General features: G+C 61.3%; 28 protein-coding genes and 2 pseudogenes. 19 read left to right on the top strand and 11 right to left on the bottom strand.

Features of this window, described 5'->3' with window-relative positions:
• Positions 1 to 2: 2 nt before the first annotated feature.
• The 7 genes and pseudogenes from NKH70_RS31330 to NKH70_RS31360 form a co-directional block, all read right to left on the bottom strand.
• On the bottom strand, positions 3 to 3,851 hold the full coding sequence (locus NKH70_RS31330; RefSeq protein ID WP_353027139.1) for a hypothetical protein: 3,849 nt from the start codon (positions 3,849 to 3,851) through the stop codon (positions 3 to 5).
• On the bottom strand, positions 3,848 to 5,176 hold the full coding sequence (locus tag NKH70_RS31335) for a hypothetical protein (RefSeq protein ID WP_352979645.1): 1,329 nt from the start codon (positions 5,174 to 5,176) through the stop codon (positions 3,848 to 3,850). The genes NKH70_RS31330 and NKH70_RS31335 overlap by 4 nt, the downstream gene beginning before the upstream one ends.
• Positions 5,173 to 6,246: a hypothetical protein gene (locus NKH70_RS31340; protein WP_353027140.1), complete on the bottom strand. Its 1,074-nt coding sequence runs from the start codon at positions 6,244 to 6,246 to the stop codon at positions 5,173 to 5,175. Before NKH70_RS31340 ends, NKH70_RS31335 begins: the two co-directional genes overlap by 4 nt.
• Before the next feature lie 552 nt (positions 6,247 to 6,798).
• Entirely contained in the window at positions 6,799 to 7,353 is a 555-nt protein-coding gene (locus NKH70_RS31345) for an Lcl C-terminal domain-containing protein (RefSeq protein ID WP_352979649.1), read from the bottom strand.
• 340 nt (positions 7,354 to 7,693) lie between these two features.
• Positions 7,694 to 8,394 (bottom strand): annotated as a pseudogene (locus NKH70_RS31350) (SOS response-associated peptidase).
• A 694-nt stretch (positions 8,395 to 9,088) separates the two neighbouring features.
• The gene (locus NKH70_RS31355) at positions 9,089 to 9,514 is read right to left on the bottom strand and encodes a YidB family protein (RefSeq protein WP_352979651.1); all 426 of its coding nucleotides are present in this window, start codon (positions 9,512 to 9,514) and stop codon (positions 9,089 to 9,091) included.
• A gap of 1,686 nt (positions 9,515 to 11,200) precedes the next feature.
• Positions 11,201 to 11,389: a DUF3606 domain-containing protein gene (locus tag NKH70_RS31360; protein ID WP_352979652.1), complete on the bottom strand. Its 189-nt coding sequence runs from the start codon at positions 11,387 to 11,389 to the stop codon at positions 11,201 to 11,203.
• A 69-nt stretch (positions 11,390 to 11,458) separates the two neighbouring features.
• Between NKH70_RS31360 and NKH70_RS31365 the strand changes: the two genes are divergently transcribed.
• The 5 genes from NKH70_RS31365 (at position 11,459) to NKH70_RS31385 (ending at position 13,299) form a co-directional block, all read left to right on the top strand.
• The gene (locus tag NKH70_RS31365; RefSeq protein ID WP_352979654.1) at positions 11,459 to 11,752 is read left to right on the top strand and encodes a hypothetical protein; all 294 of its coding nucleotides are present in this window, start codon (positions 11,459 to 11,461) and stop codon (positions 11,750 to 11,752) included.
• A gap of 143 nt (positions 11,753 to 11,895) precedes the next feature.
• Positions 11,896 to 12,177: an ATP-dependent DNA ligase gene (locus NKH70_RS31370; RefSeq protein ID WP_352979656.1), complete on the top strand. Its 282-nt coding sequence runs from the start codon at positions 11,896 to 11,898 to the stop codon at positions 12,175 to 12,177.
• A 4-nt stretch (positions 12,178 to 12,181) separates the two neighbouring features.
• Positions 12,182 to 12,526, top strand: a complete 345-nt coding sequence (locus NKH70_RS31375; RefSeq protein ID WP_353027141.1) for an ATP-dependent DNA ligase — start codon at positions 12,182 to 12,184, stop codon at positions 12,524 to 12,526.
• Positions 12,523 to 12,717 (top strand): hypothetical protein, encoded by a 195-nt coding sequence (locus tag NKH70_RS31380; protein WP_352979660.1) that lies wholly within the window; start codon positions 12,523 to 12,525, stop codon positions 12,715 to 12,717. Before NKH70_RS31375 ends, NKH70_RS31380 begins: the two co-directional genes overlap by 4 nt.
• Before the next feature lie 282 nt (positions 12,718 to 12,999).
• Positions 13,000 to 13,299, top strand: a complete 300-nt coding sequence (locus NKH70_RS31385; protein WP_352979662.1) for a DUF1236 domain-containing protein — start codon at positions 13,000 to 13,002, stop codon at positions 13,297 to 13,299.
• Here NKH70_RS31385 and NKH70_RS31390 read toward each other — a convergent pair.
• Together NKH70_RS31390 and NKH70_RS31395 are read right to left on the bottom strand one after the other, a co-directional pair.
• A complete protein-coding gene (locus NKH70_RS31390) occupies positions 13,290 to 13,487 on the bottom strand; it encodes a hypothetical protein (RefSeq protein ID WP_352979688.1) in 198 nt (65 codons plus the stop codon). The two genes, NKH70_RS31385 and NKH70_RS31390, sit on opposite strands and share 10 nt — an antisense overlap.
• Positions 13,488 to 13,536: 49 nt before the next feature.
• Positions 13,537 to 13,926 (bottom strand): VOC family protein, encoded by a 390-nt coding sequence (locus tag NKH70_RS31395; protein WP_352979664.1) that lies wholly within the window; start codon positions 13,924 to 13,926, stop codon positions 13,537 to 13,539.
• A gap of 503 nt (positions 13,927 to 14,429) precedes the next feature.
• Here NKH70_RS31395 and NKH70_RS31400 point away from each other — a divergent pair.
• The 3 genes from NKH70_RS31400 (at position 14,430) to NKH70_RS31410 (ending at position 15,271) form a co-directional block, all read left to right on the top strand.
• Positions 14,430 to 14,690: a hypothetical protein gene (locus NKH70_RS31400; protein ID WP_353027142.1), complete on the top strand. Its 261-nt coding sequence runs from the start codon at positions 14,430 to 14,432 to the stop codon at positions 14,688 to 14,690.
• The gene (locus NKH70_RS31405) at positions 14,677 to 14,940 is read left to right on the top strand and encodes a hypothetical protein (RefSeq protein WP_352979668.1); all 264 of its coding nucleotides are present in this window, start codon (positions 14,677 to 14,679) and stop codon (positions 14,938 to 14,940) included. The genes NKH70_RS31400 and NKH70_RS31405 overlap by 14 nt, the downstream gene beginning before the upstream one ends.
• 148 nt (positions 14,941 to 15,088) lie before the next feature.
• Positions 15,089 to 15,271, top strand: a complete 183-nt coding sequence (locus NKH70_RS31410) for a helix-turn-helix transcriptional regulator (RefSeq protein WP_352979690.1) — start codon at positions 15,089 to 15,091, stop codon at positions 15,269 to 15,271.
• Here NKH70_RS31410 and NKH70_RS31415 read toward each other — a convergent pair.
• Positions 15,237 to 15,473 (bottom strand): hypothetical protein, encoded by a 237-nt coding sequence (locus tag NKH70_RS31415; RefSeq protein WP_352979670.1) that lies wholly within the window; start codon positions 15,471 to 15,473, stop codon positions 15,237 to 15,239. The two genes, NKH70_RS31410 and NKH70_RS31415, sit on opposite strands and share 35 nt — an antisense overlap.
• A gap of 117 nt (positions 15,474 to 15,590) precedes the next feature.
• On the opposite strand from NKH70_RS31415, the gene NKH70_RS31420 reads away from it, so the two are divergent.
• The 4 genes and pseudogenes from NKH70_RS31420 (at position 15,591) to NKH70_RS31435 (ending at position 16,935) form a co-directional block, all read left to right on the top strand.
• Positions 15,591 to 15,806, top strand: a complete 216-nt coding sequence (locus NKH70_RS31420; protein ID WP_352979672.1) for a ribbon-helix-helix protein, CopG family — start codon at positions 15,591 to 15,593, stop codon at positions 15,804 to 15,806.
• Positions 15,800 to 16,164, top strand: a pseudogene (locus NKH70_RS31425) (type II toxin-antitoxin system VapC family toxin). The gene NKH70_RS31420 and the pseudogene NKH70_RS31425 overlap by 7 nt, the downstream one beginning before the upstream one ends.
• A 233-nt stretch (positions 16,165 to 16,397) precedes the next feature.
• The gene (locus NKH70_RS31430) at positions 16,398 to 16,679 is read left to right on the top strand and encodes a hypothetical protein (protein ID WP_352979673.1); all 282 of its coding nucleotides are present in this window, start codon (positions 16,398 to 16,400) and stop codon (positions 16,677 to 16,679) included.
• 13 nt (positions 16,680 to 16,692) lie between these two features.
• Entirely contained in the window at positions 16,693 to 16,935 is a 243-nt protein-coding gene (locus tag NKH70_RS31435) for a type II toxin-antitoxin system Phd/YefM family antitoxin (protein ID WP_353027143.1), read from the top strand.
• Positions 16,936 to 17,029: 94 nt separating this feature from the next.
• Here the strand turns inward: NKH70_RS31435 and NKH70_RS31440 are convergent, their stop codons facing one another.
• Positions 17,030 to 17,710: a GntR family transcriptional regulator gene (locus NKH70_RS31440; RefSeq protein WP_292654482.1), complete on the bottom strand. Its 681-nt coding sequence runs from the start codon at positions 17,708 to 17,710 to the stop codon at positions 17,030 to 17,032.
• Positions 17,711 to 17,942: 232 nt separating this feature from the next.
• On the opposite strand from NKH70_RS31440, the gene NKH70_RS31445 reads away from it, so the two are divergent.
• The 7 genes from NKH70_RS31445 (at position 17,943) to NKH70_RS31475 (ending at position 26,401) form a co-directional block, all read left to right on the top strand.
• Positions 17,943 to 19,070, top strand: coding sequence for a sugar ABC transporter substrate-binding protein (locus NKH70_RS31445; RefSeq protein ID WP_353027144.1), 1,128 nt, complete (start codon positions 17,943 to 17,945; stop codon positions 19,068 to 19,070).
• Between the two features lie 72 nt (positions 19,071 to 19,142).
• Positions 19,143 to 20,681, top strand: coding sequence for a sugar ABC transporter ATP-binding protein (locus tag NKH70_RS31450; protein WP_502908439.1), 1,539 nt, complete (start codon positions 19,143 to 19,145; stop codon positions 20,679 to 20,681).
• Entirely contained in the window at positions 20,678 to 22,750 is a 2,073-nt protein-coding gene (locus tag NKH70_RS31455) for an ABC transporter permease subunit (RefSeq protein WP_353027145.1), read from the top strand. Before NKH70_RS31450 ends, NKH70_RS31455 begins: the two co-directional genes overlap by 4 nt.
• A gap of 13 nt (positions 22,751 to 22,763) precedes the next feature.
• Positions 22,764 to 23,570 carry an SDR family oxidoreductase gene (locus tag NKH70_RS31460; protein WP_352979682.1) on the top strand — a complete coding sequence of 269 codons (807 nt, stop codon included), beginning with the start codon at positions 22,764 to 22,766 and terminating at the stop codon, positions 23,568 to 23,570.
• A 10-nt stretch (positions 23,571 to 23,580) separates the two neighbouring features.
• Positions 23,581 to 24,528, top strand: coding sequence for a 3-hydroxyacyl-CoA dehydrogenase (locus NKH70_RS31465; RefSeq protein ID WP_352979684.1), 948 nt, complete (start codon positions 23,581 to 23,583; stop codon positions 24,526 to 24,528).
• Positions 24,525 to 25,487, top strand: coding sequence for a 3,5-dioxohexanoate:acetyl-CoA acetone transferase (gene kce, locus NKH70_RS31470; RefSeq protein WP_352979686.1), 963 nt, complete (start codon positions 24,525 to 24,527; stop codon positions 25,485 to 25,487). The genes NKH70_RS31465 and kce overlap by 4 nt, the downstream gene beginning before the upstream one ends.
• A gap of 35 nt (positions 25,488 to 25,522) precedes the next feature.
• On the top strand, positions 25,523 to 26,401 hold the full coding sequence (locus tag NKH70_RS31475) for an SMP-30/gluconolactonase/LRE family protein (protein ID WP_353027146.1): 879 nt from the start codon (positions 25,523 to 25,525) through the stop codon (positions 26,399 to 26,401).
• The last annotated feature ends 455 nt before the right edge of the window (positions 26,402 to 26,856 follow it).

A 26,856-nucleotide genomic window follows, 5' to 3' on the forward strand; every position in this document is an offset into this window, starting at 1 on the left:
TCTCACGGAGCGCTCGCGAAGATGAAATAGAGGGTGAACACAGCGCCGTCGAAGGGGCAGTCGCTCGGCTGCAGCGACAGCCGGTACGAGCCGATCAGCGGCGCACCGAGATAGGGCAGGATCAGGCTGGTGTCGTTCGATGGTCCGGGAGCGCGCGGGAACTTGCGCGCCTGGTAGCGATCCTGCACCCAGTAGCGGATGATCCGGCTGATCTCGTCGCCGCTGTCGGCCTGGTTGAAAAAGGTCTGCAAAGCGACCCGCTCGGGCCCGACCGAAATGTCGGCGCGGACCTCGCTCGACCCCTTGGTCAGCGGCTTGAGGACGAAGCCGCTGCCGCGGTGTTGCAACGCGAAGCGGTTCCACTGCGCCCCAGTGCACTGATAGTCGGTGCCGACGAAGACATCGATCAGGGTCAGGTTCTTGCGCTCACGGAATTTGTTGGGCGCCCACAGCGCGAAATAGCCGTTTGCCTTCATCAGCGCGTCGGTCGACGCGAAGGGCGAAACCTCGAACTCGACATTCTCGTCGAGCGCCAGCTTGCGGGCGAAACCGGAATTGGCGGGCACGACGATCTGGGCGACATCGATATTGATCTGCCGCTCGTCGAAGAAGCGCTTGGCAACAATGTCGTCGATCATCGCCTGAAGCTGAGTTGCGTTGCGCACATAGACCACGGGCACAGTCGCCGCCTCGCCGGTGAAGGCCTGCACCACTTCAAAGCGGCGGCGCATGAGGTGCATCAGCCGGTTGGCGGTCTCGAGCACGCGCCGCTTGGTCACCAGATATTCGGGGATGCCCTTCATCAGGTCGGCGACGGTGTCCTGGGTTGCGATGAACAGATTCTTGCTTCTCGCCGGATCGTCAATCTGGGTGACGAGCTTCGTCATGTCCTCCTGCTGCTTCGTCACCTCGGCCTGAACGTTGCTCTGGAACTTCAGCATGCTGTCCTGCAGCGCGCGGCTCTTGAGACCGAGTTCCTTGGCCTGGTTCAGGCCTGCGACGAGTTCCTCGGTGTTGCCGCGCGACTGTGTAATGCGCTGCTCGACGAAGGCGAGCTCGGCATCGTTCAGCGCCAGCATCTTGTCCTTCTGCCGGTCGCGCAGTTCGTTGATCAGGTTGGTAGAGGCATTTGATTCCTCGGCGAGGCCAGTCACGGTCGTCTGCGCGGCGCGAACGCGGTCGATGCGGCCGTTGGTTGCGGCGACCAGTTCGGCGACACGTGCATTGTCGTCGTTGAGCTGAGCTTCCGACAGGGACAGCTTGTCGAGTTCGAGATTGACAATAGCGATCTCGTTGGTCAGCCGGTCGATCGTGCGTTGCTGGTCGGCGATCTGGAAACTGAGCATGTCGTTTTCGCGCGCCTGAAGATCGAGCCCGGCGAGTATGCGTGCATGGTCGGACGTGAGTCGCGCCACCTGCTCGTCGATGCCGAGATCCTGGCTCTGGCAGTCGACCGCCGCCATCGAGCCCTGCAGCGTCAGTTCCTTGATCTCCTCGGCTCCCTGCGCCAGCCGACCGGCGAGCTGGAAGTGGGTGTCGATGAGTGCCCGGGCTTTGAGCGCCTTGTCGAGGTCGAGTTCCTCGTTCGCCTGGCGAAGCTGCGTGATCCGCTGCTTCAGGCCATTGATCTGGTTGATGTTCTCCTGCGTCACCCGGCCGGTCGCGATGATCGTCGACAGGATCGACTGCGCCGCTTCGAGCGATGCCTTGACGACCTTGGAGGTGTCGATCTTGGTCGCCGCGCCGCTGGCGAGCCCGCAGGCGCAGACATTGACCTCGGGTATCGCCGCGGAGATCGCGTAGGCGGCCTGGATGGCGGTGAGTGTGATCTGCGCGGCCTGCGTCGTGCCGTTGAACGCGGCGAACCAGGCGATCACCTCGGTGAGCTGGCCGTCGACCTGGTCACGCGCCTCCTCGAGGTCTGCCTTCCTCTTAGCGTAGACGTCACGCTCGGCTTGGTAGAGTTTCTTGGCGAAGTCGGTTTCCGTCTGCGTGAACGAGCCGCAACTGACGTTCGCCAGTTCCTGCGGCAGCGAGATGTTCGACGTGATCATCTGTTGATCGGACATCAGCGGCTCGACGTCGGCGAAATCGGCGTCACCGATGACGCACTTCATCAGGAAAGCCCTGGCCTGGGTCTGCGTGGTGAGGAGCTGAGCCCTGAGGCCTGATTGTCCGTCCGGGCCGCACATCTGGGCCACGTACTGGTTACGTGTGAACGCCGGCGTTACTGTCTGGCACGGCTGTTCACCCGCCAGCAGTGGGGTGAACGGATGGGCCGGCGTTTCTCCGATCAAGGCAAGCTGGTTCTCGATGCCGCAAAGCTGCTCGCGGTCGACGGCCCGGCGGCGCTGATAGAGATCGGTCTGGCGCAGTTGCAGTTCAGTGATTGCTCCGTTCGCGCGAGCGATCGCACCCTGGTTGTTGGTGATTTGCGTTTGGAGGATCTGCCGCTGGCGAACCGCCTGTTCGAGCTGGTTGGCGTTGCGCTCGGTCTGGCGGGCATATTCGGTGATCTGGCTTTCGAGCGAGGAAATCTGCAGATCGAGGTTCATCTGCGTCATTTCCCAGTTCAGCAGCCAGCGCAGTTCGTTGCGCCGCTCGATTTCGGCCTCCTTGGAGAGGACGATCAGGTCGAGTTCCTGCCTGTCGTTGATTTGACGGCGCTGGTTCTCGAACTCGGCGATCTTGGTGGCGAGCTCGATCTCCAGCGACCTGATCTGCTGGCGATAGCCGAACGTGTCCTTCTCGGCATCGACCGCGTTGATCTCTTGCTGGACAGTGGTGGCGAAAGTCTGCGCCTCGTGTTCCAGCTTGCCGATCTTGTGGGCGATCAGGTTGACTTCCTGACTACGGATCGTCCGCTCCTCGTCGATCGCGCGGGTCGCTTCGCCCTCTTTGTTGGCGTACCACCGGTCAACCAACGTCTCGACATTGCGCTCAACATCGGTCAGCCGCTGTTCGCTCTCGGTCAGTGCCTGCTGCAGTTCCTCGAACGGGATCGTCGTGAACTGCATCGGGTCGATATTGAGGAACAGGAAACCCTTGCGCACACTGTCCATGCGTGCGTTCAGGTCGCTCTGCTGCAGCAGCAGGTCGGCTCGCAGGTCGTCGTAGGTGGACTCGCCCGGAATATCCATTTGCGTCTCGACCAGCACCCACATCGCGGCTTCGTAGTTGGTGTAGGCCTTGGAGAGGTTGGGTTGGCTGTCGAGACCAGCGCCTCCAACGGCGCCCAGTGTATCGCTGACCAGGAAGTCGAGCACCTTGACGCGAGCCTCCGAAAGGGTCTGGTACCATACGTCGCCGGTATTCATCAGCAGTTGGATCTTCAGCGAAGACAGCGCCGTCAGCTGCCGCACGAAGGTGCGGTAGCTCGCATCCTCTCCCGCCGTGGTGCCATGGTCACCCCCTTGTTGTCGGGCGAGAACGCGAAGGCCCCGGTCGACGATCTCGATCCCTTGCCGGCCGAATTCCTGCGCCGCCTGCGGCGAAACCGGCGTATCGTTGCGGCTGACGCCGCTCGCCGATGACAGGAAGGGCATGTCAGCAGCGAGGAACAGGCGATAGCGCCCCAGTTGCAGGTGGCAGTCGAAATCGCACACGATCGCCAGCCGTCCGGTCGTCTCGTCGCCGCAGGTCGTCAAGAACTGTTCGAGTTCGGTTGCGACTTCACCCATATATTTCACGTCGGCTCGGAAATTGGCGATCTTGAGCAGCGTCGTCAGCTCGCCGGCATGGCCGGCGGCCGCGTCGACGTCGAGCGCCATGCAATCTTGCGCGCGCGCCATTCCCGCAGCCGCAAAGATGATGCTGATGACCAGTCCGCAAAGCAGGAAGAACCGCCTCATGGCTGCCCCGCCATCAGAAAGACCTCGGAAATCTGGCGCACATGCCGGGCAAGTTCGGCCATCTGCGCCTTGGAAAGCGACGGATTCTGGAACCGTGCGACCACTGCGCGGGCATGGTTGATACAGTCCTCGTAGGGGCTGCTGATTTTCGCGGTCAGCGCGCCAGTGTCGAGCGTGAGGTCGAGCGCTGAATACGCTCCACCCAGTCCTGCGCAGGAAGAAAGCTCAGCCGTGATCGCAGGATCGTCGACAACATGCGTGAGGCCCGACAGAGCCGTCATCACCCCTTCGATCTGCCCGACGATCTGCGCCATCCTTGCCTTCCCGTCTTCGAACTCCTTCAGCGAATCCGGCTGGTTGAGGCTGGAGAGATCGACCGCTTGCAGCGTGGCGATCGTCTCGGCTGCCTTCAGCTGATCCGCCTTGACGAGCACCATGTTGGCCTGCGCGTTGCCGAGCACACGCTCCAACTCCATAACCTCGGCCGACTTGATCGACACGTCCATCTCGTTGACCAGCGACTGGTATTCGGTCGAAGCGGCGTTCATCAGGTTGAGCGTATCGTCGACCTTCGTCCTGACTGCCTTGACGATCTGGCCGCGCACCCGCGTCTCGATCAGCTCGGTCGTTTCGGCGCGCCCGCGCACTGGCTTGGCCGAACAGACCAGCTTCGCCAGCGCGTCCGAGCCGAGCCGTGCGCGCACGGCCTCGACGATCGGGAATAGCGGACGCCAGGCGGCAGGCAGCGCATCCGCGCTTGCGCCCGACAAAGGCCCGGCATCGATTTCGTTCATTCTCGTCAGATGCCGGCATTTCGCCGGCAAGTCGGCCCCCGAGAAGTAAAGCCGCCCGGTGACCAGATAAGCCTCGATGGCGGCTGCGTATTGTCGGCCGACGAGGGCGGCGAGCTCTTCGGCGCTATCGGTCGAAACTGGGGCGAAGAAGCGGTAGCGGCTGAGATAAATCTCCGCCCAGGCAAGGCGTCGCAACAGCACCGAGGCATCGTCGGCCGAAAGCGGGATGACCGGAAAACCGACGCTGCGGCTGCCGCCGGAAGGGGCCGATGCCTCGCCGATTACCTCGCCGGCGAAGGGCAGGCCGAAATCGGGCTGCGTCGCCTCGCGACTCGGTTCGACGGCGGCGGGACCGGGGGCGAGCAGGCTGAACCGGGTCGTCTCGGGCGTCGCGCTAGAGAGCGTCGCGTTCCAGAAACTGTCAAGCTTCTCCGACGTGTAAGCGCGCTCCAGGATCGATGCGGCGCCGGCTTCGCCGGCCAGGACGCAACTGACGATTAGAAACAGCACAATGTCTCGGATGCTTGTCATCGGCAGTACCACACCCTGTCGGCCGCGCCAGCCTGGGCGCAGATTCCGGTCGCACCGCCGTGCGCCTTCCAGTCAGCCTTTATTTTGGCGAGATCGTTGAATGCGCCCTGTGCCGCATTGTCGGCATGAACCTCGGCGTCCAGTCGCCAGAAGGGCTTTGCCGGATCGGTCGGCAGCAGCACTCCGATCATGTTGATGTGGAAGGCAGAGATTTTGAGAAAGTCCTCGGCGCTTGCAACAGTGTTGCGATTGAGATTTGCGTATTGCTCAGGCGTGACGTCGCCGAGCGCCCGCTTGAACTCTCCCTCCGAGACTTCGACGGAGCGCAGCATCTGCGTTGTCTTCGCCGCCAGCCCGTCGAGGATCGAGGTGTTGGCGACCAGCGTCGCGCCCGCACCGCTCACCGGTCCGAAGATCTCTGCAAAAATGGCGCGGATCGCCTTCAAGTGCGTATCGGCCGATTTGATCTCGACGCGGCGCAGAGCGATGCCTGTTTCGAGATCGGACGCTCGACTGACAAAGCTTCTCAGCGCCAGTTGCAGCGTGTCGAACGAGGAACGGGCTTCCGGCGGCGGCTGCAGGAATACCGAGCGCGCATAACGTACGGCCTCGCTACGGGCGATGTCCTCGACGGTAGCGCGTGTCAGCGCCGATTCCGGACAGCCGGTGACGTCGCCGAGGTCAGTCAGCATCTGCGCGGCATGATAGATTTGATCCATCTGTCGCATGGTGCCGAACGAGCCGCTGGTGGTGAACTCAGCCTCGACGCCGGACAGATAGTCGGTCAGGTATTCGCGCGCGAACTTCACCATCTCGCACTGCACGCCGGCGGCGCGTTCGCGAATATGGCGTCCGTAGAACGATGCGCCGACGAAGTATTTCTGGTCGGGCGTCGGTTCGAACCGCTCGACGAAGAGCGACTGGATAACGGTATCATATTCGCCGCACGCATAGGTGCGTTCAAGACATGCGGGGTCGGTCTGCAGGTCGCACTGCGATAGCGCGGAGCCGCACATTTGCTGGGCTGCCGCGAGGTCAACCCCTCCGCCGAGCACAAGAACCGCGGCCAAGATGATCGCTGTATTGAAGACGCATCTCTTCAACATAACGACCAAAGGAAAATGCACAAAAGCCTCCCCTCCCGCCGAAGCGGCGGCCCCATTGCTTTTTTACTGGCAATATCTAGCAGGCTACTTTTGGTATTTGCTCGTTACAGCGAAAATTGGCCGCCAAAGGCGTGGCCAATTCAACCTCACATTCGCTATAAAACGCCTCAATAAAGTAAGTTAAAACAATTTGTCTGTCAACACACCTGGCTTTTTGCATTCCATCCCGGAAAACTCGGCCTAAGTGTCGAGGCAGTTAACATATCGTAAAGAATTGTCTTTCCGCTTGCTTTGGCCTCGTCCAAGCGTCGTTCGGCGCCCACGTTCGAGTGCGGAAGGTCACGATCTGGCCTGAGAAGCCGAAGAACTGCGCTGAGGAAGAGCAGACCAACGTCCAGCGATCGCCTGGCGATCGCCAATTTGGCAAATTCATAACGACTCTATGATTACCTTCCACAATCGCGGAAATATAGCTCGCATAAGAGCGATATGGTGCTCAATAGGTCACGCCAGTAGCTAGTCCACGCCTGTGGCCGGCACCCCAAAGACGCACCATGCGCTTGCCTTCTTGGTCGCTTCAAGCGGACGCACCAGAGTCGTGGGTGCACTGAATGTGACGACCGCGAAGGATCCTGCCAGCCCTGGCCATTCAGTGCGCGTCCAGTATTCGGTTTCGCTACGCGCGAGCGGTGGCAGCTTGTATTGCGCGAACGCCTCGCGCTGCCTTGGCCAGTCCGCCGAATCGAGGCTCGTCAATTCCGCCATCGTCGGAAGTTGCCAGCCCATGTCGCCGTACGGCCCGCCTTGTCCGAGCGTAGCGCAATACCCCATCGCATCGCTCAGCGTGGCAGGCTGATCAAGCCTGTCTATCCTGGCGACGAGGCAAGTGCGTTGGTCAACGAAGGCCCTGCCGCCATGTTCAGCGAGCAGCCAGAAATTTTGGTCATTCAGCGGCTGGCGGGCCTGCTTGTGCACAATACCGCAAGGTGCGGCTTGGGACTGTGGCGCCGACATGGTTGCGAAAACGGCAAAGCCAATGCTGAAAGTCGCAAGGGTGGCAATCCGAAGCATGCCTTCCTCCTTCCTGCCCACGTGTTCCGCGTGGCATCCGAATAAGCGTAGTTGAACCGGCGAACAATTAAAAGTTCCTGCACTTCGGAGATGGCAGGAACTTCCTTGAATTTACGGCCACCATGACGGACATCCCAGTTGGTGCTCGGCCGAAAATCTGCTGCAAGAGGTTTCCATACATGGGGAACTGGTTGCGTGACGTATGCCAACTGCATGGGAGCATATTGGCGAACAGCCGACCACAGCTAACTTATTAGACCATACAGGGGGCGCCAAAGGGCGAGCGCGACGGCGCGACAAGGCCCGTTCGCTTAAGTGCGGAGCGAGTGTTGACTCATACCTAAAACAGCGACCCTTGCGCCGGCGCGTGTTCAGGCGCTGCCGCGAACTTAATCTGTGTCGCCGGCTTGTCGACGATCACCAGCGCATCATCGGGCGCCGTGCGCTGCAGGTGTCTTGCCTCCGACCATGGCGCGGTGAGCCAGGTCTGGGTTTCTTCCGGCGTGGTCAGGATCACCGGCATTGCCTTGTCGTGGATCGGCGCGTTGGGCCTGGTCGTCATGAAGCCATAGACCTGGTGATCGCCGGGGCCGTCCTTGACCTTGCGAATGCCCTGCCAGCGCGTCCACAGGCCGGCAAAGAAGAACAGCGGGCGGTCCTCGCCGAGTGCAAACCAGTAGTTGCGCTGGATGCCGGTCTCGGGGTCCTTGTCGCCGGGCGTCGGGCTGGGCTCGGCAAAGCTGGTGACGGGCACCACGCAGCGGTTCTCGATGCCGAGATATTGCTGCCAGTGGCCGTATTGCGGATTGCGGATATTGGTGGTGCCGTAGTCGGCCTTGCCCTTCACCCGCTCCAGTGGCGTCGGCATGCCCCACAGCAGATTGGCCAGTTCGCGTTCGCCGTCCGACGCATTGCGCACCACCGGGCCTGGCTGGTTGGGATGTCGATGGAGGGTTCGAGATTGCCGAGGATGTCGCGCAAGGCGCGGGTCCACTGGCGAATGGCCTCCTGGCTGGTCGTGATATTGTAAAGATTGCACATGGCCTGGAATGTGCCCCAATCGCTGCTGTGTCGCAACGTCCACAGGGCAATAGGCACGGCTTCCATTCCCCTGAAATGGCCTGGCAGAGGTTTAGCAAGACTTGCTTTGGCGAAGCGCACACCAGGCGGCTCCTCCTAGCAGCGTTAGAATGCATCCGAGCAGTGTTGGCTGTCGCGATCTCCGAAGGGAGCGGACTACGCCCAGCCTGATCTCTGCGCAACAATATCGCGCATTTTAGATGCGCAAAAAACCTTGCCACCTGAGCGCCGATAGGAATTATCGCGCATCTGTAATGCGCGATAATTCCATGCTGCACCTTGTCGGAAAGCATCAGGCGGGTCAGTATCGGGAACGCCTTCGCTTGCTCGGGATCAGGAATCCGCCCTTCAGTAGCTCCAGAGCGTCAAGTGCCTCTTCCCCCTGCAAATTTGTCAGAGCTACCCCGTCTGTGAAGACAACCTGGTCGTCATCTATATCATACACCTCCCAAAACCCGTTCGTGACTCTTCGGAGGGCGTGACGACGTTCCATCAGCGGATGCTAATTGAGTCGCGAGAAATGGAGGCAAAAAATTGAGAACGGGCGAAATTTGCAGTGGAAAAGTTGGACGCACGGCGCAAGCTTGCCCTCCGAAGTCCACGCGCCATCTGGATCAGCTTGCCCGCAACGTTACCTGTCGGTGGCGAGGTGGCGCTAAGTACGACCAGTCCTTGGGACCTCGTCCAAGAGATTTGGACCCTTACTCGCTGGCAACTGGCCGTCGGGAGTGAGCTTGTCCACTGCGTCGGGGAGTTCTCTTGTGAGCCGGTCGAGAAGCTCGTCATGTGACAATCCGGTTTGCTCGGCCAGATCGTCCAACGTTTGCGGGTCGATTGCTTTCTCAACCTGTTCGCGCTGAACGGGTCGGTTGGATCCTTTTCCTACCCAAGAATCTACCTGATCGCCCGCACCCACATTTCTGAGACGGTCCAGGATGTCGCCGAGGCCGCCGGGCGAGCCAGCGCTAGCGTTGGGATCTGTCGATTTCCTGCCAGCGATCAACTCGCCGATCTTGTCCCTGTTCTTGTAGGCAAGCAGGCCAAGCAACGCTATGGCGACCTTTCCTATGTCAAGGCTCATTTCGCATCTCCTTCCACAAGAAGGCAAAAGTCATGCGCTTTTGAAAGGTTCCACGATTCGGGTCTCCCACCGGAATTCCGGGCTAGCCCCGAACCTGTTGTATATTAGCATCTGCGGAACTTTCGGCCCTTTCGCGTGTTGGTGCTTTGTACTCCGGCCAGACAGCAAATTGTGATCAGCTGTCGGTCACACTGGCCCGTCGGCTTCGGTCGGCGGGCTTTTTGTTGTCTTGGGTGGAACACCCGCTTGCGACGATAGTTCGATCAATAACACTATTCGCCCAGATCGGGGCCTCGCATAGGAGAGCGCCGCTTGCCCACTTGGACACAAAGAGACGAGAGAGAGCAGCGCACGTCAGATGCTGCCCGGTCGTTAATCGATGTTGAGCGCGCGGTCCGAGAGGCAAAGACGGCTCGGCTCCGGGAGCAGCGGCTGAAGGCTGAAAACACGCCCTCCTTGGAAACACGCGATTGAACAGCTTCGCAGTGAAATGGCAGTGCTGGTGGACCCCGGCTTTTGGGTAGCGCTGGCGGTCGTGCTGGTTCCCTACGGGATCCGCGTTGCACTGCTTCTGTGGGTAGCCAGCCCCCGGCTCTGAAATAGCCTTCCTTCAACCGATGACGGCGCATAACGGTTCGTTAGGCATGTTTGAGGCCGTGATGGGATTGTCTCCAAACGTTCATCGACCGCCTTCGAAGCGCTCGGTAGGCGGGCAGGCATGCATCATCTCCCAATGGGTGTCGCTCTCGCCATTTCGCTTGCATTCGGTTTAGTGGTGACGGCGATTGCCGCGAAGGATCAGTCGGAAGGCTGCGGCACGCGGTGCTCATCCGTCCTGGGCGATGTTCCCATGAGGGGCACGCGCCACGATGTGGAGGCGGAACCGGACATCGGGCACTCCGAGCCCTAAACAGAGGGCCGCCCTCCTTAGCAGCCTTTACGTGTCATTGTCCGCTACTGGCAGCCGAAGGGCATCGGCAACTTCGACTATGGCGTCCTTTATCTCTTGGTCTGTCGCGACCAAATGAGGTGCCGCCTCCCGAACCCGGCGTAGCGCGGCAGAAATCGATATGGTGTCCTCTCGGTCAGCCCTGGTGAGGACCGCATTAATTGCCTCCTCCAACACTGGATCGATCCTTGCAACGCCCATCCAACCCCCCGGTTGTAAGGGTTCGATGATACTACCGTCGTCATAAGGATCAATTCGATGTGCGAAAGCGTACCGAAGGGTTCCTCAGCGATCTGCTCCGGACTCAATTTGTTCCTGGAAATGTTTGGTAAAAATTTCTGAGCGGGTGATCGGATAACTGGCTCACGCGAAGACCCCGTGCCCCCCTTAGTTTGCCAAGTAGCGCCTTCTGCACCGGCTTGCCGGCCAAAACTCTGTTGCAATTCAGCCATGACCGGGTCGGACGCCGGCGCTGACTAAAACCGCCGGTTGGTGGACGCGTTACAGATCATGCGCCTAAAGTCGACCTGATCGCGCGCACCAGCCCAACCCCCGAAGTCCCTAGCTTGGTGCAAGTCGCTTGATCGGGTCCCGCCGTCCTGGCAGTGCGGCGGGACTTTTTGGTGCTGTAACACCCGACCGGCGCGGCGGTTCATCTTAACGCAGCAAGTCTCTCCACCGATAGGCCCGCCTTCGAAGAAATATCGCTGAATTGCGTTGGTGCATTTGTTCGGGGATCACCGGAGACGAAGCGATTTTGCAGCTTCTGTCAGGCGGGCGCGGTCGTTGCCGTAGGTCTTGATCAACTGCCGAACCTGGTCGGGCGTCAGGCCGTTCTGCTCGGCGAAATATTCCACCTCATAGTCTTCGTCCGCGGATACGCGATTGCGGTCTCGGAAATCCCGCTTACTCCTATCGTCAGCCATCTGGGTCCTCCTTCGAGTTGGATCGACAGCAACGCCGGCAAGTAACTTTCGTTGCGGCCGGCGCGGGCAATGGCGGCTGACGCCCATGGACATCTCTTCCTAAGGGAGGATGATGGCGAGCAGATGGGGGCGGCAGAGAGCGGGCTGGTCTGGGGAGCACCAATGTCAAAAAAAGAGCGAACTGAGTTCAGCCTGCAGGAAAGAATTGAACTCCAATTCCAAGAGGATGTCCGCGTCGATCCACAGCGGGCGTACGAGAAGTATGGGCTCACTGAATCCCTGAAACGTGGGGTCAGACGTAGCGCCGCGATCGTTTTTGTTCTGCTGCTCGGGCTTATCATTTGGATAGCTCTTCATCACTGAGCGCAAGGTGAGCCCGCGCGCGTTGCCGTAGCCGTTCGGAATCACGTTCCGTTCACTCTGGCTAATATAAGCTTTGTACCTAGTATTGACTGGGTGCGTAAAATTGTAAGTACCGGCGGCGGCAGCTCGAGTTCATTCCGCCGATGGAGCCCAAGCTGGTCCCAAAGCCACCCGAGGGTGAACACTGGATTCACGAGATCAAGCTCGACGGCTACCGCACCCCGATCGTCATCAACAGCTCCGAAGATATCCGCGCCTTCACCAAGTCCGGCGCTGACTGGACGAGCAAATACAAAGGGCTCGTCGAAGCCGCGCGCGAGCTCGACGTCAAGAACGCGATCTTCGAGGGTGAGGCAGTGGTCACCAATGCGGCCGGTCTGCCCGACTTCGACGCGCTGCAGCAGGCCGTCCACAGCGATCCCTAATGCAATGATTCTCGGCGCCTTCGACATCATATATCTTGATGGGCACGATCTTCGCGATATTGGCTGCAAGGCGCGCCGCGAAATGCTGTTCGGCATCATCAAGCCGAACAGCCGCATCCAGTTCAGCGAAGCCATCCCTGGCGACCCTAAGGCTATCTTCTATCTCGCCGACCAGGCGGGGCTTGAGGGCATCGTCTCCAAGCGCGCGGAGAGCCCGTATCGGAGCGGGCCAACATCAAACTGCTCGGCGTTGAGCGGGAGCCTGGCAAGGCGGCGTTCGCCCTGCTGGCGCAACCCGGTACCGGAAAATATGTCGGCTCGGCCTTCATCAGCCTGGGTCGCGACATGAAGGAACGGCTGTGGAAGCGGGTCAAGGAACATGCCGGCCCACCTCCGGAAGGCGTCAAGAAGCGACCGGCGACGCAGTGGGTGGAGCCAGGCGTGAAGCTGCGGATCAAGCATCTTCGTGGCGAGCATAAGTACATACGCCACGCTTCGCTGCTGGGCTTTGGCGACGATCCGGGGCGTTCGGGGAACTAAGGGTCCGCCTGCCAAATCCAGCATGGTCGGCGGACCCTAATCAGCGCATGAAGGGCCTGTTCTTGCGCCGATTTCTCCTCTCGGAGATGACGCACCAACTACAAAGAGCTACGGCTGTTCCCGTCGCGGCCTGTGCACGGACCATTGCGCAGGTAGGCCAGACTTAGGTCTTACGGTCTAGTGGTTTAAGCCCCGTCGAGGAACGTTCGTTGGTTGGCTCGCGTTGAGGTGAGCTTGGCGCGATGAAGCTGCGTCCCGGCAAAATTCAACAAGGAGACGGCTATGAGAATGCATCTTTCCACCGCAGCCGCGGGATTTCTGTTGTTGGCCGGCATTGGTGCCGCTGCCGCCCAGGATGTGATTATCGAACCGCAGCAGGAAACCGTCATCAAAGAATTCGTGAAGAAGCAGCCGCTCGCTTCGGTGAAAATTCCTGGAGTGGAGCTCAATATCGGTTCGGCCCTTCCGGATACAGTCGAGCTTCATGAAGTGCCGAACGTCAAATATCGCTACGTGGTGGTCGACAACCGGACCGTTCTGGTGGATCCGAGCACGCGCAAGATCGTCAAGGTCTACGACTGATCTGATCTCGGGAGCGCTGGCCCGGACAGCGGCGGCAAAGCGTCGATAGTCTGGGTCAGCCGCTCGACAGTCTCAATGATCGCTTTTGCAAGCGCCTCGCCCTCATGCACCGGCAACGGTCCATAGAGTAGGTTGACTGCCTCTTCGCTCGGCAGCACGCCGGCCGGGCAAGTGAGTTCGATCGCCATACGCACGAGCTGGCCGCCGTTGCTGCCACGGGATCGATTATTGAAGAGATCAGGTGTTTTCGTCGATTTGTGCCAGACCGACGAGGTTACCCTCGGGATCTCGGAACTGCCCAATCGTCAGCGGGGTGCCGGGCGAGCGTTCCGGCCCAAGAACTCGTGACCCGCCCAACTGCTCTACTTTGGCCAGGTATGTCTCGATATCGGTCACGCTGACGTAAATGATGGTGTGTGGATCAAAATTCCTCCCGCCTCCAACACCCCCTGCCACCGGTTGAGCCCCGGAGGGTGGGGCGAGGAAGCCATAGTCGCCTGCGTCGGAAACAAGCGGCGACACTGCTCCGCCGACCTCGAATTCCCATCCGAAGAGTAGCGAGTAAAAGCGCCGCAGATTCGCTGGATTGCGCCCTATTATTTCAAAGTGGATGATTGGTCTGGCCATGACGTCCAACCTCTTTAGGCGCTCGTAAAACAGCTACCGCCCGGGAAAGTGGCTGATGCTGCGGTTCGGCGTGGTGAGACACCTGTCCGAAGTCGTGCGCGTCGATATTCTGCCAGCACACCGGTCAATGGATGAAATGCTTAGGTTGTCAGTCCTGACCCGCTTCATGTGGCCCCATCTGGCGCTCGTCTGGCAATCGTCAAGGCCGGCCTAGCGCATCATCGCGCGAGCAATGGCGATCTGCGCCTTGACCTTGGCGTTTCCTTCTACGGCATGTTGTCGACCGCGATCCGCCGCCTGAGGCTGGTGCGAGCTTGCCCGGCGAAAATTGAGCGCCGCGCCGGCGAACGATTGATAACATGGGATGGTTGCCCGAACGATGAGCTCCAGATTGTTGCCCAGGACTTTTCGCGGCGTCGTCCCACCGAGGTTCGCACTCGACGCGTGCTATATGAGCGGTGGTCAAGGCATTTGGCCCCGCGGGCATCCAGCGGGATTTGTTCGTGACCCAGGAGACACTCGGCATGAGTAACGTCGTAACGCTTCATGGTGACAAGCGCTGGAAAGCGGTCCTAGTCTACGCCCACCAGAACGGCCCCATTGCGATCGAGCATTTTCTAGAAGAGATTTCCGAGCTTCATAACGTCATCGAACACGGCCCGGACTGGAATTCCCTGATCACGTGCACGGTGACAATCAACCGCACGGACGGTGGTGAGGAACAGAACAGCCAGGAAAAGGAGGCGCGCCATGAACATCGGTGAAATCGCGAACCGTCTTAACCGGGCTGCCGAGATCGAGCGCGCCAGCCATGTGCGTGTAGAGCCGGCCGCGCTTGGTAGTCAGCAGCTCCCTAGGTCCACACCTACACCGAGCTGGTGGTTCGAGGTGGGGGCGTCCATCCCGAACACCGACAGCAATATGATCAGCACTGTGAAAGCCGCGTCGATGTCAGCGCGAACCGCAGCCCGGACCGCCTTCGCGTCGCGGTCACGCAGCGCAAACATCTGCTGATGGTGCTGGTTGGCGGCCGAATAGCAGCACGTTGAAATAGGGGCTGATCTGCAGCCACAGGTTCTCGATGATGTTGAGCATGTTTTCCGAGCCGGCGGCCCTGTATCGAGAAGTTAATTGGCCCTGAGATAGGATTTGACGTCGCCGCCTGAACACCGTCCTTGCTCGCACCGGCCTGTCACGATCCACAATCTACAGCAAGATCGCCGAAGGGACGTTCCCGGCCCAGTTCAGGATCAGCGTCAACGGCGCAGGATGGCGGGAATCCGATATCAACAGGTGGGTTGCCGATCCGGTCAGGTGGCGGCCAGAGGGAGAAGCTTGGCCGTGACCGGTGAGCGGAAACGCACCGGTAGAGAAAGAGGGGGCCAATAGTCATGGCGACGCGGACGGCCCCGGATCCCGAGGCGCTGCGAAAGGGCGACGACGTCGCGCTCCAGCTTGCGCAGATCATCGGCCGCCGCATAGCACGTGAGGATTTTTGCCGCGCGCACCGCAGCGAACGACAACAAACCCCTGAACACCCCGACCATGGAAGACGAGGCCGCCAGGGAGTAAAGAGACTGCCTCGAGACATGCTCCCGAGACGATCTTTTCCCTTCCGATGTATCGAGTATACGACATGTATAAGGCACATCATGGAGTCTACGATGCGAGCCCTTATCGACATGAACGATGCCCAGGTTGAAGCCCTCGACACTCTTGCCAAACGGGCGCGCCAATCCCGTGCGGCCCTGATCCGGGCGGCAATAGACGATTATCTCGAGCGCCATCATCGCGAGCAGGTCGAGGATGGCTTCGGCCTATGGGGTAAGCGCAAGGTTGATGGGCTGGCTTATCAGGAGAAAGTGCGCCGCGAATGGTAGGCGCGCTTTTCGACACCAATATCCTCATCGACTATCTGAACGCCGTCCCCCGGGCCTGCGAGGAAATCGAGCGGTTCGAAAGCCGTGCCGTCAGTATCATCACCTGGATGGAAGTGATGGTTGGCGAAGACCCGGATCTGGTCGAGCCGACCGGCTTTTCCTCGAAGGCTTCAAAGTCATCGCTCTGGACGACGAGATCGCCAACCGTGCAGTAGCGCTGCGGCGAGCACATCGCATCAAGCTGCCCGACGCCGTGATTTGGGCTACGGCGCAAACCGCCGGACGCTTGCTAGTGACCCGCAATACCAAAGACCTTCCACCTGACGATCCGGGGATACGCCAACCATACACCCTGTAGCGAGCGCGCCCCCGGCCCGTAACGATAGGAGCCAGCCCATGTCCCGTATTGCCCTTTAGGCCCGTTATTCCTCCGAGAACCAGCGCGACGCCTCCATCGAGGACCAGTTGCGCCGGTGTTGTGAGCGCGCCGCGCGAGGGATGGACCGGTAGAGAACTAATCCGACCGGGCATCTCCGGAGCATCCCTTGTATTCAGTCGCTTCTTGCCGATGCTCAGGCGGGCCGTTTCGGCATGATTCTGTCAGAGGCGCTGGATCCCATCAGTCGCGATCAGGAGGACGTGGCAGGCGTCTTCAAGGGCCTGAGTTTCGCAGGCGTGACCATCGTCACCCTGTCCGAGGACCAGAAAAAAATCGACGCGGTCGAAGGGCAGCACGGAATCGCGTGCGTCGAGGGTTTCGGCCGTCTCGCGACGATTCTACCATTCCGGGTCTTTGGGAGTTGCCCTGTCACTGCCTCGTTTCCATCTGGCGGGCGCCCGACAGTTGCGGAAAGCCCGTATATTCCGGAATAAAGGAGTCTCGCCGATGACCACCACCGTCCCCGCCGCCGCCGTCTCGAAAAATTTTGGCGCCTATCAGGATGCCGCGGTCCGCGCCCCGGTCATCATCACCAAGAACGGTCGCCCGCGCACGGTGCTGCTGGCCTACGAGGATTTTGTCCGGCTGTCGAAGCGCGACCGGCGGGTCCAGCTGACAGCGGAGCTCGGCGCGAACGAGATCGCGGCGGTCGAAGCCTCTGAAATGGAGCCGGAGTCTATACCTTCCTGATCTCAGGGATGCAGACGGGCGGGCGCTACACGCAGATGGACATATTCGTGGCTAGCGGCGGCTCGCCGCCGTACCAGCGCGACTTCGAGGAATCTTACTTCAGCAGTTTGATCAGCACTGTGAAAGCCGCGTCGATGTCGGCGCGGACCGCCGCCCGGACCGCTTCCGCATTGCGGTCTCGCAGCGCTGCAAACATCTGCTGATGGTGCTGGTTGGCGGTCGAATAGTTTCCAGAATCGTGCAGCATGTTGAAATAGGGGCTGATCTGCAGCCACAGGTTCTCGATGATGCTGAGCATGTTTTCCGAGCCCGCGGCCCGGTAGATGGAAAAGTGAAAGGCGTAATTGGCCCTGAGATAGGATTTGACGTCGCCGGCGGCATTGGCCTGCTCGAGTGCCTCCAGATGCTGGCCCAGCAGCATCACGCCGTGATCGTCAATGCGTTCTGCGGCCCATGCGGCGGCGATCGCCTCGATTTCGAACCTGACGTTCCTGAGATCGATAAGCCGCGCACGACTTAATGCCGGGATACCGATCGAACGGCCGGAAACCACCATCAAGGCGTTGGCGGCGCTCAGACGCCGCAGTGCCTCGCGAACCGGCATCGGGCTGACGCCGAAAGCGTCGGCGAGGCTCTGCACCGTCACCATCTCACCTGGAACGATGCTGCCGTCGAGGATCAACTCGGTAACGTGCCGGTAAACCCTGTCCTGCAGGGTTTCCCTGGACAGCGGCGTGATCTCGACGCCCGGCTTCCTGAATGCTGCCCCAGCCATTTCTGCCAACCTTCCCCCGTTCGGGCGACGCTCTTGTCATCCCCGGCGCCTGTGCCCGGAATGCAAGGTTCGAATTGCCGCGTCAAGCGCCCGCGTGTCCAGCTTTTGCCTCTCAGCCATTTCATCATTGATCTTTGATCAAATCATGATACGGTCAGCCGCATCGAATGACAAGGAGTACGTCTCGTACCCTTGGGAGGCATTCGGTCGTCTGAACTGGGAGGAGTTTCGAATGGGTATCGGATCGAAAGGCCGGCGGCTTGCGCTGCTTGCCGGAATAGCTGTTTGCGTTCTTGGTACGTCCGCCGCCGAAGCGGCCGGAAAGCACAAGATATTTCTTAGCATGAGCTTCATCGGCAATGATTGGCAGGCCGAGGCCGCCAACATGGTCAAGGCGATGGCGTCGCACAAGAGCATGGCCGACAAGGTGGACCTCCAGGTCCAGGTGGCGGGGCCGAACGCACAGCGCCAGATCCAGCAGATCAATGCGATGGTGCAGGCAGGCGCCGAAGCCATCGTGATCTTCCCGATCTCGCCGACAGCGCTCAACCAGGTGGTGAAGAACGCCTGCGATAAGGGCGTGAAGGTGTTTGCCTATGATGCCGAGATCACCGAGCCCTGCGCCTACAATGTCCATATCGACCAGGAGGAGGCTGGCCGCGTGACGGCGGAGTGGCTGGTCAAGAAGCTTAATGGCAAAGGCAACATCATCGCGGTGACCGGCGTCCCCGGCACCTCGGTCGATGATCTGCGCACCAAAGCCGCGAAGGAGGTGTTTGCCAAGCATCCCGACATCAAGATCGTCGGCGAGGCTGTCGGCATGTGGAGCCAGGCGGTTGCCCGTACCGAACTTTCCAAAATATTGGCGACGCGCAGTTGGGACGACATCAACGGGCTGTGGATGCAGGTCGGCTGCTTCACCGCCAATTCCATGCAGCTCGAGGCCGGCAAGAAGACCAGCGAACTCCTGCCTTGCGCCGGCGAAGGTTCCAATGGCGGGCGTATCCAGATGCTGCCGGAGGGCACGGAGGTCGAGGGCGCGACGTCTCCCTACGCACCGCTCGGCGCGTCGCGCATTTCCTACGCCTCGCCGCCTTATTCCGGGGCGCTCGCTCTCAAGCTTGCCGTCGAGGCGCTTGAGGGCAAGGACGTTGCCAAGAAGACGATCCTGCCACTGCCGGTCGTCACCAACGAGACGATAAAGCTCTGCGACGAAGGCACATGGGCGGAGATGAAGGCTGGTTGCAACGCGTTCAAACCGTCGCTGGTCTCGAACCCAGGCTGGTTCGCCTCGATCTTCTCCGATCAGACACCGGAAATCGGTCTCGCAGCCGCCCTTGTAGGCCAGCCCGAGGAGTAGGCACTCCGAAAGTGGGCGTGGGGTGCTTTCGAGGCACTCCACGTACCTCTGATGCAGGCCGGGACTGGGATCATGATGTCAGCGCATTCGACAGCTGTCGGCATAGAGGGCGTCCGCAAGGCGTTTGGCGCGACAGTCGCCCTCGATGGCGTTTCCTTCGAGATCGCTTCCGGCAGCGTGCATGCCTTGCTTGGCGAGAACGGTGCGGGCAAGTCCACGCTCGTCAAGCTGCTGTCGGGGCTGGCACGGCCCGACGACGGGCAAATCACCCTGTTAGGCGAACCGGCGCCACTCGGTTCGCCGCGCGCCGCGCACGCCAAAGGCGTGCAGACAGCCTTCCAGGAAATGACGCTGGTACGCGATCTCAGCGTTCTCGATAACATGTTGCTGCCATACGCGCCCGTCGGTCCGATCGGCCTGATCAGGCGGTTGAGCGCGCGCAAGGCCGTCCGCAAGCACATCTCCGATCTGGGGTTAACGGTCGATCTCGATGCCGAGGTAGCGACGCTCGATCTCGCCGTCCGCCAGAAGATCGAAATCGCGCGCGCGCTCTATCGCAAGCCGCGCATCCTTCTGCTCGACGAGCCGACTTCGACGCTGTCGGGTGGCGATGTCGAGTGGCTGGGCGGCATCATCGCGCAGTTGAAAGCAGCCGGTACGACGGTCGTGTTCATCACCCATCGCATGCGCGAGGTGCGGGCTTTCTGCGACACGCTGACCATTCTCAGGAACGGCCACCACATCGTGACCGCGCCGGTCGCCGATGTTTCGGATGGTGAGGTGATCGAAAAGATCATCGGCCGCAGCATCGCCCAGACCTTCCCGCCGAAACCAGAAAGCGAGGCCGCCTTTGGTCCGCCGGTGCTCGGCGTACGCGATCTCAAGGCCGGGAGGAAGCTCGACGGCGTCGGTTTCGACCTGCGCAAGGGCGAGATCCTCGGTGTTGCCGGATTGCAGGGCATGGGTCAGCTCGACCTGTTCCTCGCCTGTTTCGGCATGGCCGAGATCGAGCGCGGTCATATCCTGGTCGACGGTCGCACAGTGTGGCTCGGCTCGCCCGCCGATGCGCTCAAGCCCAATATGGCAATCGGGCTAGTGCCGGAGGACCGCAAGACCGAAGGCCTGTTCCTGAAGCTCTCGGGCCGGCAGAATGCATCGCTGCCGGTCGTCGCACGCTTCACCCGGTTTGGCCTGATCAGAACAGACGAGGAGGCAAAGGCCGTACAGTCCGCCTTCTCGACCGTGGAGGTCGATAGCAGTGCCTTGTGGACGAGGGCAGGGGCGTTCTCTGGCGGCAACCAGCAAAAGATAGCCATTGCCAAATGGCTCGTCGCCGAAAGCCGGATCCTGCTGCTTTTCGATCCGACCCGGGGCATTGATGTGGGCACCAAGCACGAGCTCTACGTGATGATGCGCGACTATGTGGCGGCCGGCGGCTCGATCCTTCTGCACTCAACCGAAATTCCCGAACTGGTCCATCAATGCGACCGGGTGCTCGTCCTCTATGACGGCCATCTGGTGGCGGAGCTTGCCGGCGACGAGATCACGGAAGGCGCGATCATGCGGCCGGCGCTTGGCCATGGCGAGTTGGTCCGGGAGGCGGCGGAATGACTGTGACGAGCTTGGCCGCCGCGGCACCGACCGCGACATTGTCGCGGCTCCTCGCGCGGCATCGCGGCGCCATCATCGCGGCGATAGTCTTTGCGGCGCTCCTGCTGATCGTCGATCTGGTCAGTGCCGGGCGGCTCACCTATTTCGACATTTCGTTCCTGTCGAGCGGCGGCGCCACTTCGGCATTGGCGGCGATCGGCCAGACCCTGGTCGTTCTGTCCGGCGGTTTCGACCTGTCCGCCGGGGCGGTGATCTCGCTGGTCAATGTCGTCCTGGCAAACGGCATGGATCCGATGGCGACCCGCACGAGTGTCGCGCTGTGGACTTTGGCCGGAATTGGGGTCGGCATGCTGGTCGGCGCTTTCAACGGCTTTTTCATTGCCGTCCTGCGCATGCAGCCTATCGTCGTCACGCTGGCGACCATGTTCATTCTGCAGGGGGTAACGCTGCTGGTCATGGACAAGCCCGGCGGCTTCGTCTCGCCCGATCTTGGCGCCTTCTATCTCGGTGATGCTATCGCCGGCTGGATACCGATGCCGCTGGTAGTCATCGGCGTCGTCCTGCTCGGCTGGTTCTGGCTCAAAGGCACACGCTTCGGGACAGCGCTTTATGCGGTCGGCAGCGATCCGGATGCCGCCGCCGCGGTTGGTGTGCGCGTCGTTCTCGTACGCTTCCTGGTCTATGTCATTGCCGGCGGCTGCTATGGGCTTGCCGGCGTTTTCATCAGCGCCCAGACGGGCAGCGGCGATCCGCTGGTCGGCAACCCTTTGTTGCTATCGATGTTCGCGGCGGTCGTGGTCGGCGGTACAAGGCTGGGCGGCGGTCAAGGTGGGCCGGTCGGCACCGTCTTCGGCGCCTACATCCTGATGATGGTCGTCAACATCCTGCTCGTGCTCAACGTCTCGGCCTATTATTCGACGATCGCCGAGGGCACGATCCTGATCCTTGCCGTGCTTGCCGGCTCGCTGTCGCATGGCTCCGTGCTTGCCCGCCAACTGCGCGCGCTGCGGGCTCGGCTGGCCGCGTGGCGCGCCGGGATGCTGCCCTCGCAGATCGATCGCACCGACCGGCGACTGAGAATTGCGCGGGGCAGCGCCGGCGACCAGCAGGCGCCGCAGCCTGCCTTCCATGTCCGTAATGCCGAGACGCTGCGCTATGCGCTGCCGGCCTATGTCTGTCTTGCCATCGTCGTGATCGTCACCCAGATCTGGCTCGGGCGCGCCATCGTCAATTTTGGCTACTGGAATTCGCTGTTTGTGCTGTCGAGCTTCCTTGCCATCCTGACGCTTGGGCAAGGCAGCGTGATTCTCACCGGCGGGCTTGACCTGTCAGTGCCGTGGACGATCGGCCTGTCGGGAATCCTGCTCGCAGGTATGGTCAACGGATCCAACGCTGCACTTGCCTATGCGCTGCCGGCGGTGCTCGCCGTCGCTTGCCTCATCGGTTTCGCCAACGGTGTCGGCGTCGTCTTTCTCGGCATCTCGCCAATCGTTATGACGCTGGCCACCAACGGCATTCTGCAAGGTTTCGCTTTGCTGTACTCGCAAGGGACGCCGGCCGGCTTCTCCTCGCCGTTGCTGCGCTGGTTCATGACCGGCAAGATATTCGCCATCACGCCGGTGGTGCTGTTCATGGTCGCCTTCGTCGTCTTTGCCGTGCTGCTGCTCGGCCGCACGGCTTTCGGCCGCCGCGTCTACGGCATCGGCAACAGCCTGCGCGCAGCCCAGCTCTCCGGCGTCGCGGTCGGTCGCACGCTCATCCTCGTCTATGTGCTGTCGGCGGTCTGCGCGGCGCTGGTCGGCATCATGCTGACCGGCTTTTCCGGCCAGGCCAGCCTCGGCATGGGCGACGACTATCTGCTGCCCTCCATCGCCGTCGTCGTGGTCGGCGGTGCGCTGATCACCGGCGGGCGTGGCCACTATCTCGGCATGCTGGGCGGGGTGCTGCTCCTGACCGCGTTGCAGATGCTGCTCGCCGGCACGACGCTGCCTTACGCGACGCGGGCGATCCTGTTCGGGCTGGTGGTGCTCGGTGCCGTCATGGCGCTGCGCGAAAGGCGGATTCAGTGAAAGGGATGGAACAATGAGCTCAAGTGCACCGGCATCGGCGGACGAATTCCTGACCGGGATCAGAGGCCAGCGCGTGCTGGTCACGGCGGGCGCTGGCGGCATCGGCTTTGCCATTGCAGAGACGCTGTCGCGGCTCGGCGCGCGTGTCGTGATCTGCGATATTTCCGACGAGGCGCTGGCTGCCGCTCCAGAGAGGATTACGCTCGCCGCCGCAGTCAAAGCCGACGTTTCGCGCGACGACGATGTCGACCGGCTGTTCGAGACTGTCAAGGAGAAGCTCGGCGGGCTCGACGCCCTGATCAACAATGCCGGCATTGCCGGGCCGACCGGCGGCGTCGATGAGATCGACCCGGCAGACTGGCGGCGTTGCATAGATATCTGCCTGACCGGCCAGTTCCTGTGCGCGCGGCGTGCCGTGCCGCTGATCAAGGCGGCGGGCGGCGGCTCGATTGTCTCGATGTCTTCGGCCGCCGGCCGCCATGGCTACGCGTTCCGCACCCCCTATTCGGCTGCCAAGTTCGGCGTTGTCGGCCTGACTCAGAGTCTTGCCAAGGAACTCGGACCGCATGGCATCAGGGTCAATGCCATCTTGCCCGGCATCATCGAAGGGCCGCGCATCGACAAGGTCATTGCCGACCGGGCAAAGCAATTAGGCGTTTCAAACGAGGAGATGACACAACGCTATCTGCAGAACATCTCGCTGCGCCGTATGACCAGCCCATACGATGTCGCGGCGATGGTGGCTTTCCTGCTTTCCGATGCGGGCGTCAACATTTCCGGCCAGTCGCTCGGCGTCGACGGCAACGTCGAGACACTCTGAGGGGGCGATCATGGCGAAGGTAGCAATTGTCGGAAGCGGTTTCATCGGGCGAGCGTGGGCGATCAGCTTCGCTCGTGCCGGGCATGATGTGCGCATGTGGGACCAGGCGCCGGCCGCGACCAGCGGTGCGCGCGACTATATCGCCGGCGTGCTCGGCGACCTCGCCGCCAACGATTTGCTGCGGGGACAAGCGGTCGATGCCGTGCTCGGCCGCATCACCATTGTGGCGGAGCTTGGCGAAGCCTTGGCCGATGCCGTCCACGTCCAGGAGAACACACCGGAAAACCTTGAGGTGAAGCGTGAAGTGTTCTCCCGGATCGATGCGCTTGCCGGTCCGCAGGCGGTGATCGCCAGTTCCACCTCGGCGCTGTTGCCGTCGAAATTCACCGATCATCTGCAGGGGCGCCATCGCTGCCTCGTCGTACACCCGATCAATCCGCCCTATCTCATCCCGGCAGCGGAAGTCGTGCCGGCGCCATGGACCTCCGCCGAAACGGTGGAAAGGACCCGCGCCTTTCTTGTCGAAGCGGGCCACGCGCCGCTGGTGATGAAGCGCGAACTCGACGGCTTCATCATGAATCGCTTGCAGGGCGCGCTGTTGGAGGAGGCGTTCCGGCTTGTCGCCGACGGCTATGCCAGTGTCGAGGACGTCGATACGGGCCTGCGCGAGGGGCTGGCGCTGCGCTGGTCGTTCATGGGTCCGTTCGAAACGATCGACCTCAACGCACCTGGTGGTGTGCGCGACTATGTAGAGCGCTACCAGACGATCTATTCCAACATCTTCCCGCAGATGCTGCGTCGGGTCGACTGGGCGGGCGAAGTCATGGAAACGGTCGAGGCCGAGCGCCGCAAGCGGCTGCCGCGGGAAGAACTCGGCGAACGGCAGGTCTGGCGCGACCGCCGGCTGATGGCGCTGGCGGCGCACAAGAAAAAATCGGATCAGGAGTTTGGACGATGACGGAAACAAGCCGCAAGCCCGGCACCCAGCAGACCAAGGGTAAGGTCATCATCACCTGTGCGGTGACGGGAGCAATCCATACGCCGACCATGTCGCCCTATCTGCCGATCACGCCGGACCAGATCGCCTCGCAGGCGATCGCGGCGGCGGAGGCTGGCGCGGCGATCCTGCATCTGCATGCCCGCGACCCTGAGACCGGTAAGCCCGACCAGACGCCGGAGGCGTTCGCGCGTTTCCTGCCGCGCGTCAAGCAAGGCACCAATGCCGCCATCAACATTACCACCGGCGGCAGTCCTTACATGAAGGTGGAGGAGCGTGTGCGCCCCGCCGCCCAGTTCAAGCCGGAAGTCGCCTCGCTCAACATGGGGTCGATCAATTTCGGGCTCTATCACCTCGTAGACAAATACGAAACATTCAAGTTCGACTGGGAAAGGCCGCACCTGGAAGCGACCCGTGACCTGGTCTTCCGCAACTCGTTCAAGGACATCGAGTACATACTGGAGACCTGTTACGACAACGGCACGCGCTTCGAGTTCGAGTGCTACGACATCGCCCATCTCTATAACCTCTCCCATTTCGCCGATCGCGGGCTGGTGAAACCACCGTTCTTCGTACAATCCGTATTCGGCCTGCTCGGCGGCATCGGTACGCACCCGGAAGACGTCGCCCATATGAAGCGCACCGCCGATCGCCTGTTCGGGCATCAATACCGCTGGTCGGTGCTGGGTGCCGGCGCCAGCCAGTTGCGCATCGCCGCGCAATCGGCAGCGCTTGGCGGCAATATTCGCGTTGGGCTCGAAGACAGTCTGTGGGCCGGCAAGGGCAAGCTTGCCAAATCGAACGCCGAGCAGGTGGTGCTTGCCCGCAAGATCATCGAAGGACTGGGCATGGAAGTGGCGACGCCCGACGAGGCCCGCGAAATTCTGTCATTGAAGGGCGGCGACCAGGTCGCGTTCTGACCGGTTTCTGCAAGGTTCGAACAGAGGAGGACGGCATGAAGATCGAGGTCGTGGTGGACGTGAAGACCACGCTGGGTGAGGGACCGCTGTGGGACGTTGAACAGGAGCGCCTCTACTGGATCGACAGTTTCGACGGGCGTGTGTTTCGGGCGACCGCCGACGGCCGCGAGATCCGTTGCTGGGACGTGCCGATGAAGATCGGTTCGATGGCATTGCGTAAGGACGGCGGTGGCGCGGTGGTATCGCTGCAGCGCGGTTTCCATCTGCTTGATTTCGCCACCGGCGAGGTGACGCTGATCCACGATCCAGAGCCGGACAGGCCGATGAACCGGCTCAATGACGGCAAGGTCGATCGGCGCGGCCGCTTCTTCGCCGGGTCAATGGACACGATGGAAGAGGGACCCTCCGGCGGGCTCTACCGGCTCGATCCCGATTTCTCCGTCACCAGAATAGATTCCGGCATCATCTGCTCGAACGGCCCGTGCTGGAGCCCCGACGACCGCACCTTCTATTTCGCAGACACCTGGACCGGCGAGATCTGGGCCTACGACTATGATATCGAAACGGGCGCCGCCAACAACCGGCGCACCTTCACCCGCGTCGATACCAGCCGGGGAGGGGCGGCCGACGGCTCAACTGTCGATACCGAGGGCTTCCTCTGGAACGCGCTGGTCTATGACGGCAGGCTGGTGCGTTACGCGCCCGACGGCAGCGTTGATCGCATCATCGACATGCCCGTCAAGAAGATCACCAGCGTCATGTTCGGCGGGCCGAAGCTCGACACCCTGTACGTCACGTCGATGGCCAAACCGCCGCTGCCGCGCTTTCCGGGCGACGGTGTCTTGCGCGGCAGCCTTTTTGCCATCACCGGCCTCGGCGTAACGGGAGTTCCGGAGCCAAGATTTGCCGCATGAAGCTCGGCATTGAACCGTCGCTTAGTCGCGGTCATGTCCCGGCAGCTTTCCGCAATCTCAGCCTCTAGCAGGCTACCTTCCGACGGGCCGGCGGCCGGCATGATCTTCGTGCCCGAATCCGTTTAGGCTCGCCCAGACAAGCTTTCTCCAGGTACCCTGTCGCTGCGGCCCGCCAACTGAGTCCGCGGCGCTTGGTTGGGCTCTCGCACCCTGTCGAGAAACCTAGCAACCCGACAGCGAGGCCTATTTTTTCGATGCCTTGAATGTCAGTAAAAGATACGCTATTTTCTGACGCATGAAGACGGTCATTTCCTCAGTTCCTGATCGGATTTTGAGGCGCGCCCCCCGGAGCGGGCGCGGGGGCCGTTTAAACCCCCCCCAATTTTTTGATATGGGGGGGCGGGGACGCATTTTTAACGCGCGCGGGCGGCGCCTAGAGTGTCTTTTTAAAAACA

The sequence above is a fragment of the Mesorhizobium sp. M0991 genome, from assembly GCF_040318915.1.
Lineage (GTDB): Bacteria > Pseudomonadota > Alphaproteobacteria > Rhizobiales > Rhizobiaceae > Mesorhizobium.

Bases quoted from the DNA above. Each gene is read 5' to 3' on its own strand.
- kce (WP_352979686.1), top strand. From the start codon at position 24,525: ATGACGGAAACAAGCCGCAAGCCCGGCACCCAGCAGACCAAGGGTAAG.
- NKH70_RS31370 (WP_352979656.1), top strand. From the start codon at position 11,896: ATGGAGCCCAAGCTGGTCCCAAAGCCACCCGAGGGTGAACACTGGATT.
- NKH70_RS31360 (WP_352979652.1), bottom strand. From the start codon at position 11,389: ATGGCTGACGATAGGAGTAAGCGGGATTTCCGAGACCGCAATCGCGTA.
- NKH70_RS31330 (WP_353027139.1), bottom strand. From the start codon at position 3,851: ATGAGGCGGTTCTTCCTGCTTTGCGGACTGGTCATCAGCATCATCTTT.
- NKH70_RS31405 (WP_352979668.1), top strand. From the start codon at position 14,677: ATGAACATCGGTGAAATCGCGAACCGTCTTAACCGGGCTGCCGAGATC.
- NKH70_RS31395 (WP_352979664.1), bottom strand. From the start codon at position 13,926: ATGGCCAGACCAATCATCCACTTTGAAATAATAGGGCGCAATCCAGCG.
- NKH70_RS31365 (WP_352979654.1), top strand. From the start codon at position 11,459: ATGGCGGCTGACGCCCATGGACATCTCTTCCTAAGGGAGGATGATGGC.
- NKH70_RS31385 (WP_352979662.1), top strand. From the start codon at position 13,000: ATGAGAATGCATCTTTCCACCGCAGCCGCGGGATTTCTGTTGTTGGCC.
- NKH70_RS31455 (WP_353027145.1), top strand. From the start codon at position 20,678: ATGACTGTGACGAGCTTGGCCGCCGCGGCACCGACCGCGACATTGTCG.
- NKH70_RS31380 (WP_352979660.1), top strand. From the start codon at position 12,523: ATGAAGGAACGGCTGTGGAAGCGGGTCAAGGAACATGCCGGCCCACCT.
- NKH70_RS31430 (WP_352979673.1), top strand. From the start codon at position 16,398: ATGATTCTGTCAGAGGCGCTGGATCCCATCAGTCGCGATCAGGAGGAC.
- NKH70_RS31440 (WP_292654482.1), bottom strand. From the start codon at position 17,710: ATGGCTGGGGCAGCATTCAGGAAGCCGGGCGTCGAGATCACGCCGCTG.
- NKH70_RS31390 (WP_352979688.1), bottom strand. From the start codon at position 13,487: ATGGCGATCGAACTCACTTGCCCGGCCGGCGTGCTGCCGAGCGAAGAG.
- NKH70_RS31335 (WP_352979645.1), bottom strand. From the start codon at position 5,176: ATGACAAGCATCCGAGACATTGTGCTGTTTCTAATCGTCAGTTGCGTC.
- NKH70_RS31475 (WP_353027146.1), top strand. From the start codon at position 25,523: ATGAAGATCGAGGTCGTGGTGGACGTGAAGACCACGCTGGGTGAGGGA.
- NKH70_RS31450 (WP_502908439.1), top strand. From the start codon at position 19,143: ATGATGTCAGCGCATTCGACAGCTGTCGGCATAGAGGGCGTCCGCAAG.
- NKH70_RS31460 (WP_352979682.1), top strand. From the start codon at position 22,764: ATGAGCTCAAGTGCACCGGCATCGGCGGACGAATTCCTGACCGGGATC.
- NKH70_RS31445 (WP_353027144.1), top strand. From the start codon at position 17,943: ATGGGTATCGGATCGAAAGGCCGGCGGCTTGCGCTGCTTGCCGGAATA.
- NKH70_RS31465 (WP_352979684.1), top strand. From the start codon at position 23,581: ATGGCGAAGGTAGCAATTGTCGGAAGCGGTTTCATCGGGCGAGCGTGG.
- NKH70_RS31345 (WP_352979649.1), bottom strand. From the start codon at position 7,353: ATGCTTCGGATTGCCACCCTTGCGACTTTCAGCATTGGCTTTGCCGTT.
- NKH70_RS31355 (WP_352979651.1), bottom strand. From the start codon at position 9,514: ATGAGCCTTGACATAGGAAAGGTCGCCATAGCGTTGCTTGGCCTGCTT.
- NKH70_RS31420 (WP_352979672.1), top strand. From the start codon at position 15,591: ATGCGAGCCCTTATCGACATGAACGATGCCCAGGTTGAAGCCCTCGAC.
- NKH70_RS31415 (WP_352979670.1), bottom strand. From the start codon at position 15,473: ATGGTCGGGGTGTTCAGGGGTTTGTTGTCGTTCGCTGCGGTGCGCGCG.
- NKH70_RS31435 (WP_353027143.1), top strand. From the start codon at position 16,693: ATGACCACCACCGTCCCCGCCGCCGCCGTCTCGAAAAATTTTGGCGCC.
- NKH70_RS31375 (WP_353027141.1), top strand. From the start codon at position 12,182: ATGATTCTCGGCGCCTTCGACATCATATATCTTGATGGGCACGATCTT.